This is a genomic window from uncultured Brachyspira sp., from assembly GCF_944390595.1.
In the GTDB taxonomy this organism is placed as follows: Bacteria; Spirochaetota; Brachyspiria; order Brachyspirales; family Brachyspiraceae; genus Brachyspira.
Map to the genome: position 1 here is coordinate 1 of NZ_CALXRN010000057.1, position 17,221 is coordinate 17,221.

Genomic DNA, 17,221 nt, shown 5'->3' on the forward strand with positions numbered 1-17,221 from the left:
TGAAAGATACTATATTATCATTGTAGAAAGATAATAATTTTTGATAATATGATTTATTGACATATCTTAAAGGAAAAGATAACACAAAGGGCTTGTCTTGATCTGAATAGTCTAATATACATTTAACAGTATAATAAGCAGCCCATTCATAAACGCTTTCATTTGTAATAATGATTCTCATGTATATTCTCCTTTTATTTTATATTTTTTTCTATTTTCATAAATACGGTTTGACTTGATAATCTCAAAGATGATTCATAGTCTGCTATAACTGTAACATCACTATGTTTTTGTAATTTGCTTAAAGGCGAAGAATTACTTATTCCCTGTTCTAAACAATCTCTTAAAGAACATGAATTATCTATTCCAGATGATGTTAACAATACAGTATCAACCATATCTATAAATCCCATACCCATACTAAATACAGTAGTAGGCACTTTACTTTCATCTTCAAATTTATCTTTAATTTCACTTATAGAATGTTCGCTTAAAGTTTTTATTCTAAATAATGAAGATAATGATGACATTCTTTCATTTCCTGCAGAAGTGGAATCAGCTGTAAGCGAATACCATATAACATCGAATCTTCCTATTTTATTTATAATCTCATTTTGCTTCTGCATTTGAGATTCATCTTTACTTCCGTCAAATAAAAATACATTTTCTTCTGGTATATCAATTTTAGAAAGTAAATTTTCTCTTAAAAAATATGCCTTGCTGTTAATATTATTTTGAGACAAGCCTATATATTCTGATTGCTGAAATATAAATATGTTTTTAAAGTTTATTTTGTAATTTTTAATATTTTCTATTATGGCTTTATATATGTCTTTTGTATCATATTCGCTTGAAACAGATATATATAATTTTTCTTTCATTTCCTGCTTTTTTTCTAAAAAATGAAGAATATGCTTAGCTGTAAATGATGTATAATCTTTATATGAATCTGCAATATATATATTCATATAATAAGTCCTTAAGATAACATTAATCTGAACTTATTATAACATTTTCCCTATTTTCTGTATATACTATATTATCTGTTTTATTAGTATCGTTTTCAGAATTATAATCATTGTATATATTGATGTAGTATTGTTTATATCCTGATGTAAAATTTAAATTAGTGCTTGTAAAATTATTAACGGATATATTAGTATTTATAATATTTCTTCTCATAGCAGGAGGAACATTATTTTTAGGCATAGTGCTGATTATAACCCAAGGTTCAAATTTTTTAATATTTTCTTTTGTTGTAACTTCCGCACTGTATAAGGTAACTTGTCCTATATTTGTTTGAATTATATTATAATATATTTCGTCTTTTGATATGACATTTATATACGTATATGAATAATTACCATCAATTATAAATTGATTGTTTTCATTATCAAATGAAATTGGAAGTTTTGAGTTTATATTCCATTTGTATTTATATCCGTGAATATGATATTCTTTAGTTATATCAGGCAAAGCTTCTATATCTTCTTTTATTACTAAAATATTAGGTTTTAGATAGTAAAATCTTCTGTCATAATTTTTTAATGTTACAGGATATATATATTTTTGATCTGCCTTAGAATGTACATAAAACATTTTATAATAATTTGTTGTGTTTGCAATGTATGAATAGCTTCCTGTATTTTCTTCTATTTTATAATCATCTATAGATATATTGTTATGAAAGTCAGCATTTGCAAATTCATTATATTCATTTGTATCAAAATTATATCCAAGTTCATCTATAATAAAATCGCCGTAATTATAATAAACAAAACTCATTCTATCATTATGATTTAGTCCGAAAGAAGGATGAGTATTTACTCCCTTAGCATATACTGCAATATAAGGTTCATTTAAAGCCTTTATATTTTCATTATAAATTGCTGTTTGTATTTTATTAAAGAAATATGTTTCATATTGGAAAACCGGATTAGAAGGTACATTATCTCTAAACTCATAATTATTCCACATTATAACATAAGGCAAATATTTTAGATTAACAGCTTCGCTTTGAGCAAATACAGCATAATTTTTATACAGAGGATTCATATAAATTTTACTCAATAATTCCATAACAGCATTTCTAGCACCTGTATCAAATCTTAATTTGCTTCTGTTATCTATTGCAGTATATCCTATAGGCAAAGTATATCCTGATGGGTATCCGACTATTGATAAATATTTTCCTATATTTGCAAATGATTCCAAGCTAAATGCATCAAATATTCCTACATTTCTTAAAGATAAAGCATAAGTCATAATTGGAAGTATAGTATCAAATGCTTCGCTTATAGAAGATTTAAAACTTCCGTCTTTATCAAACATAGAAAATATCATTCCGTTTACATAGTGCATTGAAAAATAATGCCAATTTAATATTTGCTCCTGATTAACATTTTCATTAAGCATATTAATTGCTATCAATCCCAATGTTGTAATATATTTAATATTATTTTTTGATCTGTATTCTGAAGGGTTTTCTATTAAATAATTATATAAAGCTTCTCCATATTTTATGAATTTTTGCTTCATAAGTACTATTTCTTCCGGAGAAAAATCATTGTACATTAAATCAAAAGGCATAAGCAAGGAATTGGCAAGTATATTAACTGCTTCTATATGACTGTAATTTTCTATATTTGCTTCATCTAAATCAATTATGTCTCTTATCATTTGTTTTATTTCATATTTTAATAAATTATTATTAGGTTCAAATGCTGCTTTTAAAGACATAAGCATGCTATGAGAAGGTAAATTTTCAAAATATAATTTATTAGTATCACCATCATTAGTGTATGATATATTATTTATAGACCATTTGCCCATATTTTCTTTTGTATATAATTTGAATGCATTTAAATTTCTTAGCAGTGTTGATGGCTGAAGTCTTTCCGAACTGTTTAATACATTTAATACGTTTAATGTTTGCTGATCTATAAATACAAAAGGTCTTGGTATATTAAATGTTTTATTAGTTATAGGTGTTATTTTTGTGCTTGAATTATTTATAAAGAAACTAAATATTTTTCTTAAATTTGTGTCTCCGTTTTCATCGAAAGCAATATACCATTTACCGTTTTCTAATTCATTTGTCATGGAAAAAAAAGTGTTGTTTCTTAAAGTATATTCATATCTTTTTGTAAAAGATGGTTCTTTTGATACAGATACTCTAACTAATGGAGATTTTTTATTAATCATAATGAAAGGAGGATTACTTTTTGCTGTATGTCCGCTTTCAGGAAATATTAATGATATATTTTCTCTAACCTTATTCTTTTCTATATATTCAGAAATTGCCACCTTTACAGTATCTTTTGTATCTACATCTCCTATAGTTTCTATGCTTATAGATAATTCTCTTATTTTATTTTTCTCTAAAGGAGGATTAAAGTTTGTAGCATATAATGTAAGATTTATATTTCTATTAACTAATGGATTTTCTATTGATAATCTTTTTGTTATATTATTTTCTTCTGTTTCTATATTCAATTTTATTGGTATATTATCTGTATCAATATTGTATGTAAGAGATATTCCATTATCTATCTTTACAGATTTACCATATTTAAGTTTTATAAATTTAGGGTATTGTTTATTATACTCAGGATATGAAATTGTATATGAATTGTCTTTTTTATCATAAACAGCTTCAATTTCTATATCTGTTATTTTTTTCTGCGAACATGATAAAATGGATATTATCATTAATAGGTATAGTGTTTTTATAAAATTTTTCATTATGCTATTTGCTTCTTTAAATAATTTTTATTCCATTCTAACTCTATGCAATCCTCTTAGATAATAAGTAATATCTTGTATATTTTTATCTATCATCTGTTTATACTCATCAGGTATATTCTGATCTCTTATAAGTTTAAACATCTCTAAACCTTCCTGTAAATTACCGAATAAACTTATTCTAGCAGCATTTCTTAATATCTTTTTATATTTAGAGTAATAAGTATTTTCCGGCATATTATCAAAACCGTAAGTGATAACTAATTTTTTCTCATAATCATCTATGTCATCCAACAATTTCATTCTCATAGTAGGAGTTTCGCTTGCTGGTTTTAATTGTGTTTCAGGCTTAGCTAATTTTGCACTTTCTTTAGGAGCCTCTACTTTTACTGTTATATTAGGCTGCTGTGCTGGTGCTGTTTGTACTGCCTGTGCATCCTGAGGAGCTGCGACTATAGTTTGTCCGCCTGCAGGAGGAGCATATCCTTCATTGATTTCTACACGGCTGTTTTCTATTTTATCAATAATAGTAAAAGGTCTTTTGCCTAAATTTTCATCTTTTGTACTGTCAGAATCTTCTAATCTGTTTTCAACAAGATTTTCTAATTGTTCCGATGCTTTATTTAATCTATCTTCTCCCTCTGATATTATAGGTCTTACTTCCGGTTCTATTTCTTCATTAGCTTTTTCTAATTCTTCTCTCTCTTTCTCTTTTTGTTCTCTGTAATCGTCCATAGCAGCACATAAAAGAGTAGCTAATTTTGTTATTCCTTCTTCTGTTGAAGAATCCATATTTGATAATAAATTTCCGCTTTCTTTTGAGGATAATTCATCATCTTCATAGTCATCAGAAACATGACTTTTTTTCATTGTTGATGCTATGTCTTTAGCTGAACTTTTTATATCGCCTCTTATTTCTTTTAATTTTTCTTCTTCTTTTTTTATAAGTTCTCTTTTTCTATCTAATGCTTTGGATTCTTTTTCTATTTGTTTTAATATTCTTAGGTTTTCTTTATATTGTTCTTTATCTTCTTTTGATAATTTATTTGTATTTTTCTTAGCATTTTTTAAATCTGTTACAGCTTCTTTTAATTTTGCTTTTAACTCTTTTTTCTCTTGTTCTGATTCAACTAACTGCTGTTTTAATGCTTTAATTTCTTTTAATGATTCTTTATCTGTTTTTACAGTTTTTGATGCAGTTTCAGCTTTTGATTTTAATGCTTCTTTTGCTTTTTGTTTTAACTCTTCATTTTTTAATTCTATTTTTCTTTTTTCTTCTTCTAATTTTTGATTAGTTTTTTCTAATTTTTCTAATCTTTTTTGAAGTTTATTAATTTCAGCATTATTAGAAGCCGATGATGTTTTAGCAGGGATAGATTTTTTTGATTCTAAATCCTCTATTATTTTTTTATATTTATCTTCTATTTTTTTCTTTTGTATATCTACTACTTTTTTATATTTTTGATTGAGTTCAGCTATTTTTTCTTCAGACTGCTTTAATTTTAATTTTAATTCTTCAGATAATTCCTTGTATGATATTCTTCCCATTTTAGTATCATCCGTTTTTGAAGTTATTTTAGACTTTTTTTCATCTTTTTTTATTTTTTTTACTGCCATATAAAGTACCCGCCATATATTATAATCCTTATTACTATTAACGGAAATATTAAAAAATACAGTAATAAAAAATATTTTTGTTTTATTAATAAATAATAACATATATTTGTAAAAATAAAATAAAATTATATATTTACATATAGTCTAATTTATATTAAAATATTAGCATACTAGGGGGTAAGATTAATTATGAAAAATATTTTTAATAAAGATAACGTAAAAAACAATCCTAATAAATCAATTATACAATCTATAGATGAATTACTTAGAAGAATATCAAATTTAATTGCTATAACCGGATCAATATTTGCAATATTTGTTTTGCTTATGCAGGTAAGACAAATAAGTATATACAATTTTTATATATACAATTATGATAAGATAATCAATGTAATTACTGTATGTTTTGTGCTTATTCTTATAGATCAAATAAGGATAGCACCAAGAAGGTTATATATAATAGTTCCAATCATACAAATAATTGGATTATTGCTGCTTAATTTTTTCAGTAAAAAATATTATGATTTATATTCTAATAGGGTAATATGGACAATAGCAGGATCGGTACTTTTCTTCCTTATTATAGTTATAAATTGGCTTAGATTGTCATATTCTAAATTTACATTATATCAAATGATTATAGCTTCATTTATATTTGTAATAACATTAGGAAGTTTGCTTTTGTATTTGCCTTTAAGTACAGTAAGCGGAAGACTGCCTTTTGTTGATGCTTTATTTACAGCTACAAGTGCTGTATGTGTTACGGGGCTTAGTGTTATAGATATATCAAAAGAATTTACTTTATTTGGGCAAATAGTTTTAATAACACTTATACAAATAGGCGGGCTTGGTATTATGTCCATTTCTGCTATTGTATTATTGTTTTCTGTCAATAAGGGAAGTGTACAGGATAGAGTTAGAACTTTGGAAATGTTTAATACTCAAAATAAAGATATTATACAATCTACTGTAAAAGTCATTTTTTTATCCACATTTATTATAGAACTTTTAGGAGCAGTTTCTTTATTTACAGTAATGGATACTGATTCTAAATTATCAATGCGTATATTCTCTTCGATATTCCACTCTATAAGTGCATTCTGTAATGCAGGATTTTCACTTTATACTGATAATCTTCATGGATATTATGGAAATATCACGGTTAATGTAACGGTTATGCTTCTTATTACATTAGGCGGTATAGGTTATCCTGTAATGCTTACTATATCAAGAGCATTTATAAATAAAATAAAAGGCAAAAGATATGTATTTGATGTTCAGGCTAGAATAGTTATATATACAAGTGTTTTGCTTATTATTGTTGGAAGTGTATTTATATTTTTTAATGAATACTCAAATGCATTGAAAGATTTAACATTGAAGGAAAAGATATTAGTTTCATTATTCCAAAGCGTAAGTCCTAGAACGGCCGGTTTTGAAACAATAGCTTATAATTCTATGAGCAGTGTTACTATAGGGGTTGTAATATTTTTAATGTTTGTAGGTGCTTCTCCTAACAGTACAGAAAAAAAAAAAAAAACTACTACATTATTCGTATTTTTCTTCTCAGTTATAACTGCTGTTTTTAACAGACCGTATATTGTTGTTAATGGAAGAAAAATAAAAGATAATACTGTTAATAAATCTGTTGCTATAGTTACGCTTGCGATATCTATTTCTGTATTAGCTTCATTTATAATGTTTTATATAGAAAAATCTCCAACTATGCTTCCTATATTGTTTGAAGTTGTATCAGCTATAAGTACAGTAGGACTTTCTCTTGGAATAACACCTACAGTTACTGTATGGAGTAAATTAATACTCATAGTTTTAATGTTTATAGGACGTGTAGGATATCTTACATTATTTATGAGTGTAGGTTCGATAGATCAGGGTAAATATGGAATAATAGATTTACCTACAAGCGAAGTTACTATAGGTTAATATATTAAATAATTGTTATTAGCAGAAGTATATTTTTTATATTATATAATCATCAGCAATTTTTCTAAGCCTTTTATTGCCAAGCACATGAAAGTGTCTTAGTTTTCTTAAAGTTTCGCTTGAAAATGTTGTTATAGGGACATAAACTATTTCAACAGAGTTTTGTTTTGCAAATTCTCTCAATATAGATGATGGAGGAGTAGGAGCAACATAACCTAAATACTTGTCAACTGAATATATTATAGCTGTATATAAAAGTAAATCAGCATAGTTTCTAACAGTACCTTCTTTTTTTAATTGAGGATATATTCTCCAAACATCATGCGGAGCCTGAGGAGGCATTAAAGAAGCATATCCTCCAAAATAGCATTTTGATATTCCAGGTCCTACAAGAGTATTTCCAGGTTCTGTAGAGTATAATATTAAGTCGCTGTCATCATGTGCTTCACTATACCATACTATATTCCAATCATATTCTTCATCATGGGCATCATCAAAAATTACTACCATGTGTCCTATATTGCCTTTAATTTTAGGTATCTCTTTAACATATATTTCATTCTTATAATAATTTCTTATAGTTTCACGCATATCAATACCGTCTTTTATGCTTACTGTAAAAGGTTCAATTTTTGCTTTATCTTCTGTAAGCATATTTCTTATTTTATCTCTTAAGATATTCATATGCTTTTCCATCAGTATATCTTCAGGTATATGAGAAAGTAAATTTGTTCTTTTATTCCAAACATCTTCCCATTCTCCTTCATATTTTTCACTTGGGCGTGTTGTTACATGAACTTTTTTAAAAGATGTTCTCCATACATTATCATATTGATGAAGCTTAATTTTTTTATCTTTTAACAAGCCTTCCATACCATTGGTGCTTGGATCTCTGTTTAATTTTATAATAGGGTAGTTTTCATCTTCCTCTATATAGTGAGGATAATATTCCATACCTTCCATTACTTCCAAAGCATAATCATTATTTATCATGCATTTAGCTGCTGTAAGCATGTCTATATAATCCGGTATTATATAATTGTCAATCAGGCATAAATTTCTTAAATATTTCATCATATTTTTTTGCTGCAGCATTGATATAGGAAGTTTGTATCTTAATTTCGCCTCTTTGAATATTGTTTCTATTATATGCACTTTATCAAAATTTTCTAATTCGCCGTTTCTATATAATTCATACATATATGTTGTAAATGGAAATTCTCCAAGCATTTTATTTAATGATTCTTTATGTACATTATATATTTTAGGGTCTGCATATTCTTCATCATTATTATTTATATATTCTTTGATTTCTTTATTTTCATCTAATTTTTTCAAAATAGAAACCATATTCTCCCAGTGGGACATACCTATAACTAGAAGTATTTTATTGTATTTTTTTGAGAGTTCATGTAGGTTTCTAGCCATGTAAATCTCTCTTTCTTCGTCAGTATAATCTTTATGGAATATGTATTTTGATTTTACTTCTGTATAAAATTTTTCAAGCCCAATATTTTTCATAATATAATCATCAGGCATAAGATAGTGGGAATTGGAATTAATAGAAGTAATATCTTTATCAATAGGAAAAAAAGGAATTTCCTCATCTATTGCAAGCCTAACAGCTTCTATTATTGAATCGCATGGATCTATTGGAATATAAACAGCTTCATTATTGATTTCTCTTATAATTAAACTTATGATAGGCAGTCTGCTTACAGCTTCACGCAATGAATCTGTAAAATTAGCAGGATGCTCAACTGCTATAATATCCGGTTTAAATTTATCAAAAGCTTCCCTTACAGCCATAGAAAAATATACTCTTGAATGTATAGAGGGAATAGCTAATATATTTTTATATCTTAAAATATTTGAATTTATATCCACCGCTATTGTTTTGTTCATTATTTTAATTCCTTTAATAGTTAAGGAATGAATCTATTATATTGTCAAGATCGCTTGAATCCTGTAAGTAATGAGAACATACTTCGCAAGTATCAGAAGGTATTTTTCCTTTAATCAATAAATCTGTTCTAAATGAATAGCATGATGGTCCAGGAAGTTTTCCGCTAATAGCACATACTCTCACATTTATAACATTCTCAGGTCTTTTATACCAAGTAGGCTTAACTTCTTTTAATGCTTCCACCATATATTTACCCCATATAGGAGCTGCAACTCTTCCTCCAACTTGGTTATTGCCTAAAGAATATTTGAATGAGTCAAAACCAATCCATATGCCAGTTGTAAGTTCCGGAGTATATCCTACGAACCAAGCATCTTTCCAGTCATTTGATGTTCCAGTTTTTCCGGCACCCATTCTAGTAAATTTTGCCTCATACATTGCACTTGTAGCTGTACCGCCTCTTAAAACTCCTGTTAATATATCGCTTATCATATAGGCAACTTCTTTACTAATAACTTGTTTAGGGCCGCCTCTTAATGTTATTTGTTTTTTTAATTCATCTTCAAAATTATCAATAACTATTCCATATCTGTCAGTAACATATCTTACAAGTATAGGCTCAACTTCTTTTCCTTCATTGGCAAATTCAGCAAAACCTGTTGTAAGTTCAAGAGGAGTAAATAATCCGGTACCAAGCCCCAATGTTAAATCAGGGTTAAACATTCTTTTAGATTTTTCAGAGTCCGGCTCTGCATTAAATATCGGTTCTACATATCGTATAGCATTTGTAATTCCTACATAATTTAGTACATTTACTGTTGCTATATTTAATGATGCTGTTAATGCATATCTTAAAGTAACATCTCCTTTAAAATTTCCTGAATAGTTTTTAGGTATCCAAACATCTCCTTCTTCTCCTTCTTCAGGAACAAATCCAATAGGTGCATCGCTTACTATAGTTGCAGGATTGTAATTAGTAACATCCATGGATGCTGCATATACGAAAGGCTTGAATGAACTTCCTGCCTGTCTTCTAGCCTGAGTTGCTCTGTTAAACTGATTTCTCGCTGTAAAACCTGAACCTCCTACCATAGAAACTATATATCCGTTTCTAGGATCTATTGCCACTAATGCACCTTCTATTTGTCTTGAAAGTTCTGCCTCATCAGCTCTCATAACATCCATACTTATATCATTAACTTCTTCCATACCGAATATATCTGAGAATAATGCTAATGGAGGAGTAGTATGTTTATTTAATATATCTCTTACAGCAATATTAAATTTATTATATGCACTGTCTTCCGGTAAATTAAATAGTATAGAAAGCATTCCTACTTTATCTATGGTTGCTCTATCGTAGATCTTTATTACATCCATAGATCCGCCTTCATATTTATTATTATATTCTTCTAATGCTTCAGTTAATAATTTCTGTGCGGCTTCCTGTTTATCTATGTCTATAGTAGTATATATTTTAAGTCCGTCTTCTTTTAATGCTTTTTCTCCATATATATCTACAAGCTGTCTTCTTACATATTCAGTTACATAAGGTGCTCTGTCTATTGATGCACTGTATGCAGTTGATCCTCTTCTTCCTATCTTTCCAGTGTATGTTTCCCAAAATTCTTTATGAGCTCTTTGAGCCTCATCTCTGCTTATAAATTTTAAATCAGCCATTCTGTTAAGTACAACTTTATGTCTGGCTATTGATATATTAGGGTTATTTATAGGAGAATAGGCATTAGGTGCTGGAGGAAGTGTGGCTAGCATAGCACATTCTGCTAAATCTAAATTCTGAACATCTTTATTGAAGTAAAATCTGCTTGCTGCCTGTACTCCATAAACAGAATGCCCAAAATATATTTGATTGAAATATAAAGTTACTATTTCTTCTTTTGTAAGTCTTTTTTCTATCTGAAAAGTAACCCATATTTCTTTTAATTTTCTCATTATAGTTCTTTCGCTTGATTTCAATACTATATTTCTTGCAACCTGCTGAGTTAATGTACTAGCACCTCTAACTCTTCTGCCTGTAATCATATTGCCTAAAGTTCCTCTGAATATACCAATAATATCGATTCCGAAATGCTTCATAAAGTTATTATCTTCCATAGATATTATTGCTTCTATTAATTGAGGAGGTAAATCTTTATATTCTACTAAAGATCTTTGTTCTGTAAAAAATTCAGATATAACTTCACCTTTTATGTCGTATATTTTTGTAGGTATTGTTGGTTTGTATAATTCAACGGCTTGTACATCAGGCTGAATTATAATATCTGATACTAGAAATGCCAACACAAATGTATTTATTACAAATATTACCGCAATTACTATTATGTAAAATTTCCTGAATTGTTCTATATTTATTTTATTGTATTTTTCTGAGATTGTTTTTAAAAATTTCAATTTATTTATCCTATATTATATATTTTTTATATTATACTAATAATCATTTAATTAATCAATATATTTTTTTTATTTTTATAAATGTTTAAAAAACTATATAACAAAACACTCTATGAAATTAGGGTATTTCATAGAGTGAAAGTAATGGGTTTGTATATATATCTTAAGAGTGCAACAAATGACGTTTGTAGCTATACTATATATAACATAATATAGAAGAAACCGTAAAATATATTTAATCTATTAAATTAAAAAGTAACACTTCATTATCTGACGTTTTTATACATAAAGTATTTTTATTATAGGATATGTAATTAGCTTTATTAAGAAGTTGCATATACTTATCTTCAGCTTTCATATCTTCTTCAGGACCTGCCATTAATGTTGATATTCCTTTTTTACTTATTATTAATTTATTATCTTTTATTTCAAATGGTATGCTGTAATTATTAACTCCTGATTTTCCTACAAATGAATTATTAGTTATGGATAAAGTTATTTCAGTACCTTCAAACATATTTGATAATTTGAATTTTTTTCCTGCATGCTCATTAACATCAAAATAATCTTCTATAAATTTTAATATTGTAGAATCATTAGCTATTATGTGTAATTCTTTTCCTTTAAGATACATATATTTTGCATTTTCTATATAATTAGCAAATTCAGCTTCAGCTCTCATATTTTCTTCAGGACCAGCCATTCTAGTCATTGCCAAACCATTAAATTTAACTTCGCATCCGTTTATATTAGTATAAGAGCTTCTATATGTGTTAACTCCTGAAAATCCATTAACATTATTATTTGTACCATAAAAAGACATAGTTATCTGTACATTTGGGTATTTGTAAAAATTATGAAGTATAAAACTTCTTCCAAGCAGTTTATTGTCAGAAATAGAATTATCTTTAAATATCAATTTTTCTCCGGATTTTGTTGTTATTTCTAAATTTGTTATAGATAATGTTATATTGGATGCTTCAGAAAGCAATGCTGTAAAATCTCTTTCAGCATTCATATTTTCTTCAGGACCTGCCATCATTGTTGATCCCAATGCTCCTATTGCAATACTATTTCCATTAGTAAGAGTGTATCCTGCAAAATATCTATTAACACCGGAAAATCCATAAATACGGTTGGTATCAAAACCTATTGTTATTCCAATATTTGTATACTTATTTTCAAGTATAAATTCTCTGCCGTACAAATCAGCATAAGTTATATCTTTTTCTTTAAATACCAATTCTTTATTTTCTGATGTTTTCATAATTAGTTCTCCATTGTTAATAGATACAGAATTAATTGTTGCTAAATCATTTAAAAAAGTTTGTTCATTTTTCATATCTTCTTCAGGACCTGCCATCATTGTTGATCCTATATTAGTTCCTATAACTATATTGTTATTAGTGACTGTGAATGTTGTGAAATACCTGTTTACACCTGAATCTCCATATACATTACTGTTTTCAAAATTAATTTGTATTTTTGGATTGCTCACCAAATAGTATCCTTTGCCGTTAATAACTGCAAAAATATTATTCTGAGTCTGTGTTTTTGCTGTAGAGCATGATATAAAAAATATTAGTGTAGATAGAATTAATAATAGTGTTTTTTTCATTTTATTTCCTTTCTTATTTAAATATGTTGTTGTATTATAAACAATGGGCTTATGATTAAATCACAAGCCCATCAATAATAGTGTTAGGAGTCTGATAATAATGAATAATTGCTTTCTTAATTAAATATCAAAATTTCATTTTATAAATTAATCGTTTCTTTTTGTCTTTAGTAATTAAAATTAGATTATCATTCTCCAAACTTATTTTATATACATCATTAAATAAGTTTATATATTTATCTTCTTCAGTATTTTCTATTTTTAAATCTTTAATAGATATTTTGTCATCATTTATTGTGTATGAAGAATAATATCTATTACTATTATTATAACCATATATATGATTTTTAGTAAAACAAATAGTTATATTTGAATTATTAAATGTATTTTTTAATTTAAACTCTTTGCCATTTAAATAATGTATTGATAGATTAATTTTTTCCCTAAATATTAATTCTTTATTATCTTTTGTTTTTATAGTTAAAATATTTCCTTTGATATCAATATTTTCAGCATTTGACAGCATATTTAAATATTCATTTTCTATTTTCATTAAACTATTAGGACCTGACATTTTAGTAGTTGAAATATTTTTTATTTCTATATTTTTGTCATTCAAAGAAAAAGATGCATTATATTTGTTTACAGTACTTTTTCCTTTTATTGTGTTTTTCTCAAAGACAATAGTTATATTTTCATTTTTGTATAAATTATCCAAAATATATGTTTTTTTATCTAGTATATTTATATACGGTTCTTTGTGTCCGTTATTTGCATATACTATTGAAACAATAAATAAAAAAATAATACAGATTAATTCTAATTTTTTTATCATCTATCAAATGTTATCCTAATAATATTTATTTTTATAATAAACTGTTTAAAAAGTTTAATGGTAAAATATAAAATTTATTATATTAGCATTAATATTAAAAAAATATCAAAAAAATTATTTGCAAAAAAGAAAAAATAAGTTATCATATTACAGTTTACATAATAAAATCCGATAACTTATATTGCAGGTTAACTATTTATGGACAACATAAGAGAGGCTCATATAGAAGATGCTGAAAAAGTAATAAGATACATAATAAAAGCGTCTGATGAAACTGATTTTATGCTGTCTGGTTCCAACGAAAGAGAATTAGATGTAAAAAAAGAGGAGGAATTTTTACAAAGTATACAAAAAAGCATAACTACAAAGATGTTTTTATATGAAATTGATACTGAAATAGCAGGAATATGTAATTTAAAAGGTATTGATAAGGTTAGGGTAAAGCATAGAGTTAATCTTGGCATAAGTGTACTAAAAAAATATTGGGGAAAAGGTATAGCTAAGAAATTAATTCTTAATGCTATAGAGTATTGTAAAAATAATTCTATAAAAAAAATAGAATTAACTGTCAGAACTGATAATGAAAGGGTATTAACACTATATAGAAATATAGGTTTTGTAGTGGAAGGAGAGTTAAAAAAAATTTTTTTGTATAGATGGAGTTTATTATAATTGTTATATGATGGCTTTATTTATTTGAAATAAATGCTGTATAAAAAATTTTTGTATACTGTATTGTTACTGTAAAGAATGTTTATTTTATTATTTGGAATATAAATTAGTTAACATAATACTTGACTATTTTATGATAATATGTTAACTTTATTTCCAGTTATAAGGATTATCGTTTTTAGAAGAAAAAAAATTATAAGATTGGAGTTCTCAAATGCGAAAGTTTATTACGGTATTTTTGGTGTTATGTTTACTTATGCCTGTAGTAGCTTATGCTCAAGATAATACCCAAATACCGATACCAACTATAGGTTTAAATGTAGCTCAGGCACAAACTCCTCAGCAGGTAAGTTTAGGACTTCAAATATTATTTCTTTTGACTATATTATCATTGTCTCCGTCTATTATAATAATGACAACAAGTTTTATAAGAGTGTCAATAGTATTAAGTTTTGTACAAAGAGCATTATCGCTGCAGGAGACTCCTCCAAGGGCATTAATAATGGGTCTATCTTTATTTTTGACATTTTTTATAATGATGCCCACTTTAACGCAAGTAAATAATGAAGCACTTCAGCCTTATTTAAATGGATCTATAGGTGTTAATGAATTATACAGCAGAGGGATACAGCCTATAAGAATGTTTATGTTCAACTCTTTAAGAGGTGAAAATGGTATGAAGAGTTTGGATTTGTTTTTAAGTATAAGCAATACTGATGTAAGGCTTAGAGAGATTCAAACGGTTGATGATTTGAACAGAATTCCAACAATAGTCGTCATACCGGCGTTCATTATAAATGAACTTACTATAGCATTTAAAATGGGTATATATTTGTTTATCCCATTTATTGTTATAGACTTGGTTGTTGCTTCTGTTCTTATGGCTATGGGTATGATAATGCTTCCGCCTATTATGATATCTTTGCCGCTTAAGATAATATTATTTGTGGCAGTTGATGGATGGAAACTTTTGATACTTCAGATAGTACAAAGTTTTAGATAAAAATTATTTGGCAATTTTATATGGGTAATATATTTTAAGGAAATATTATGAGTGATACTTCGATTATTGTTTTGGTTCAGGAAACTTTATGGGTATTTATGCTTCTTTCTGCTCCTGTTTTGGGTATATCAATAATAGTAGGTTTGATAATATCAATACTTCAGGCTACTACAAGTATTCAGGAACAAACATTAACTTTTGTTCCAAAAATGATAGCGATGCTTGCTGTAATATATATATTGGCTTCTTGGATGCTTAATTATACTAGTGCATTTACAGTGAGATTATTTAGTATATTGCCAACTATAGCAAGATAATTATAAATAGATTAGGTTAAGGATAATGGATAATTTTGTTAATTTCTTTCAGATTTACCTGCTCATTATGGTAAGATTCATAGCTATTCTTATGGTAGCTCCATTATTCTCTTCTAATGTTATACCTAATAGTATAAAGATGGGATTGGCATTTATTGCTACAGCTGCTATATTTCCGTTGGTTGCTGATATAACAGTTCAGGCTGCTCCTACATTTGTTGAGTATTTCTTAACTCTTGTAAATGAGGCTCTTATTGGTATATTGATTGGATTTTTAATGTCAATAATATTTGCTGCTTATCAAGTTATGGCGAATTTCTTTGAAATACAGATGGGATTTGGTATATCCGAAACTGTTGATCCGATATCTCAAGTTACTGTTCCAGTATTGGGACAGCTTCAGTCTTTAATAGTAATATTAATATTTATAGCCATAGACGGACCTAGCTGGGTTGTAAGAACTTTGTTTTATAGTTTCAAATCTGTCCCAGTATTAAGCGATGCTTCCAAAGCTGTTTTCATGTCATCGTTTAATGGTGTTGTAGATAGAATGATATATTATATGAGTTCATTATTTTCTATAGCACTTTCTCTTGCATTACCTATAATGCTTACATTATTTTTATTATCATTGAGTTTGGGATTATTGGCAAAAGCAGCGCCTCAAATGAATATTTTGATGCTTGGTTTTCCTATGCAGATAGCTGTTGGAATAATAACTTATTATATATTAATACCGGTTTTAGTTTCTAATTTTATGAAAATATTGGAATACACTATATCTGATGTAAATAATGTAATTACTTTCTTATCCGGAGGTACTATATGAAAAATATAATATCTTCAATATTAGAAATATTAATTATATTCAAAGCAAGAATTTACAGAAAATATTTACGTATAACAGGTAAAGGCTACATATTAACATTATTTGCATCTCCTGAAGATGAAGGAAGAACAGAACTTCCTACAGAGAGAAAGAAAAGAAAAGCAAGAGAGGAAGAGGGACGCGTTGTAAACTCAGTTGAAATAAATCAAACTCTTGTTTTAGCAGTTACAATAGCTGTAATAGCACTTCTTACAACATACTTAACTGATACAGTGTCTAAATTTTTTATGACAATATTAAATAAGATATCAACAGCAGACACCG

The 17,221-nt window shown here is 27.2% G+C and carries 14 protein-coding genes; 6 read left to right on the forward strand and 8 right to left on the reverse strand.

The genetic code is table 11. The features are described from left to right. The 4 genes from Q0J90_RS03015 to Q0J90_RS03030 all read right to left on the reverse strand — a co-directional run. Positions 1-181, reverse strand: a 181-nt coding sequence (locus tag Q0J90_RS03015) for a hypothetical protein (RefSeq protein WP_297276501.1), incomplete at its 3' end; no start/stop codon positions are given. 13 nt (positions 182-194) lie between these two features. Then, positions 195-968 (reverse strand): glucosamine-6-phosphate isomerase, encoded by a 774-nt coding sequence (locus Q0J90_RS03020; protein ID WP_297276502.1) that lies wholly within the window; start codon positions 966-968, stop codon positions 195-197. A 22-nt stretch (positions 969-990) separates the two neighbouring features. Next, the gene (locus Q0J90_RS03025) at positions 991-3,744 is read right to left on the reverse strand and encodes an RNA polymerase subunit sigma-70 (protein ID WP_297276503.1); all 2,754 of its coding nucleotides are present in this window, start codon (positions 3,742-3,744) and stop codon (positions 991-993) included. 27 nt (positions 3,745-3,771) lie between these two features. Then, on the reverse strand, positions 3,772-5,361 hold the full coding sequence (locus tag Q0J90_RS03030) for a hypothetical protein (protein WP_297276504.1): 1,590 nt from the start codon (positions 5,359-5,361) through the stop codon (positions 3,772-3,774). Between the two features lie 189 nt (positions 5,362-5,550). Here Q0J90_RS03030 and Q0J90_RS03035 point away from each other — a divergent pair, with 189 nt between their 5' ends. Next, entirely contained in the window at positions 5,551-7,305 is a 1,755-nt protein-coding gene (locus tag Q0J90_RS03035; protein ID WP_297276505.1) for a TrkH family potassium uptake protein, read from the forward strand. A 36-nt stretch (positions 7,306-7,341) separates the two neighbouring features. Here the strand turns inward: Q0J90_RS03035 and Q0J90_RS03040 are convergent, their stop codons facing one another. The 4 genes from Q0J90_RS03040 to Q0J90_RS03055 all read right to left on the reverse strand — a co-directional run bounded on the left by Q0J90_RS03040 (position 7,342) and on the right by Q0J90_RS03055 (position 14,076). Next, complete coding sequence (locus Q0J90_RS03040) at positions 7,342-9,210, reverse strand: conjugal transfer protein TraB (protein ID WP_297276506.1); 1,869 nt, start codon at positions 9,208-9,210, stop codon at positions 7,342-7,344. 13 nt (positions 9,211-9,223) lie between these two features. Further along, positions 9,224-11,623 carry a penicillin-binding protein 1A gene (locus Q0J90_RS03045; RefSeq protein WP_297276507.1) on the reverse strand — a complete coding sequence of 800 codons (2,400 nt, stop codon included), beginning with the start codon at positions 11,621-11,623 and terminating at the stop codon, positions 9,224-9,226. 235 nt (positions 11,624-11,858) lie between these two features. Continuing rightward, positions 11,859-13,241, reverse strand: coding sequence for an META domain-containing protein (locus Q0J90_RS03050; RefSeq protein WP_297276508.1), 1,383 nt, complete (start codon positions 13,239-13,241; stop codon positions 11,859-11,861). A gap of 127 nt (positions 13,242-13,368) precedes the next feature. Continuing rightward, complete coding sequence (locus tag Q0J90_RS03055; RefSeq protein WP_297276509.1) at positions 13,369-14,076, reverse strand: META domain-containing protein; 708 nt, start codon at positions 14,074-14,076, stop codon at positions 13,369-13,371. 198 nt (positions 14,077-14,274) lie between these two features. On the opposite strand from Q0J90_RS03055, the gene Q0J90_RS03060 reads away from it, so the two are divergent. From Q0J90_RS03060 to Q0J90_RS03080, 5 genes are all read left to right on the forward strand, one after another. Continuing rightward, complete coding sequence (locus Q0J90_RS03060; RefSeq protein ID WP_297276510.1) at positions 14,275-14,748, forward strand: GNAT family N-acetyltransferase; 474 nt, start codon at positions 14,275-14,277, stop codon at positions 14,746-14,748. Positions 14,749-14,962: 214 nt separating this feature from the next. Continuing rightward, positions 14,963-15,751, forward strand: coding sequence for a flagellar type III secretion system pore protein FliP (fliP, locus tag Q0J90_RS03065; protein WP_297276511.1), 789 nt, complete (start codon positions 14,963-14,965; stop codon positions 15,749-15,751). A gap of 47 nt (positions 15,752-15,798) precedes the next feature. Next, positions 15,799-16,068: a flagellar biosynthesis protein FliQ gene (fliQ, locus tag Q0J90_RS03070; protein ID WP_297276512.1), complete on the forward strand. Its 270-nt coding sequence runs from the start codon at positions 15,799-15,801 to the stop codon at positions 16,066-16,068. Positions 16,069-16,093: 25 nt separating this feature from the next. After that, entirely contained in the window at positions 16,094-16,897 is an 804-nt protein-coding gene (gene fliR, locus Q0J90_RS03075; protein WP_297276513.1) for a flagellar biosynthetic protein FliR, read from the forward strand. Further along, positions 16,894-17,221, forward strand: a 328-nt coding sequence (locus tag Q0J90_RS03080; protein ID WP_297276514.1) for an EscU/YscU/HrcU family type III secretion system export apparatus switch protein, incomplete at its 3' end; no start/stop codon positions are given. The genes fliR and Q0J90_RS03080, both read left to right, overlap by 4 nt.

Excerpts from the sequence above, each read along its gene's own strand:
- Q0J90_RS03020 (WP_297276502.1), bottom strand. The coding sequence starts at position 968 with ATGAATATATATATTGCAGATTCATATAAAGATTATACATCATTTACA.
- Q0J90_RS03025 (WP_297276503.1), bottom strand. The coding sequence starts at position 3,744 with ATGAAAAATTTTATAAAAACACTATACCTATTAATGATAATATCCATT.
- Q0J90_RS03030 (WP_297276504.1), bottom strand. The coding sequence starts at position 5,361 with ATGGCAGTAAAAAAAATAAAAAAAGATGAAAAAAAGTCTAAAATAACT.
- Q0J90_RS03035 (WP_297276505.1), top strand. The coding sequence starts at position 5,551 with ATGAAAAATATTTTTAATAAAGATAACGTAAAAAACAATCCTAATAAA.
- Q0J90_RS03040 (WP_297276506.1), bottom strand. The coding sequence starts at position 9,210 with ATGAACAAAACAATAGCGGTGGATATAAATTCAAATATTTTAAGATAT.
- Q0J90_RS03050 (WP_297276508.1), bottom strand. The coding sequence starts at position 13,241 with ATGAAAAAAACACTATTATTAATTCTATCTACACTAATATTTTTTATA.
- Q0J90_RS03055 (WP_297276509.1), bottom strand. The coding sequence starts at position 14,076 with ATGATAAAAAAATTAGAATTAATCTGTATTATTTTTTTATTTATTGTT.
- Q0J90_RS03060 (WP_297276510.1), top strand. The coding sequence starts at position 14,275 with ATGGACAACATAAGAGAGGCTCATATAGAAGATGCTGAAAAAGTAATA.
- fliP (WP_297276511.1), top strand. The coding sequence starts at position 14,963 with ATGCGAAAGTTTATTACGGTATTTTTGGTGTTATGTTTACTTATGCCT.
- fliQ (WP_297276512.1), top strand. The coding sequence starts at position 15,799 with ATGAGTGATACTTCGATTATTGTTTTGGTTCAGGAAACTTTATGGGTA.
- fliR (WP_297276513.1), top strand. The coding sequence starts at position 16,094 with ATGGATAATTTTGTTAATTTCTTTCAGATTTACCTGCTCATTATGGTA.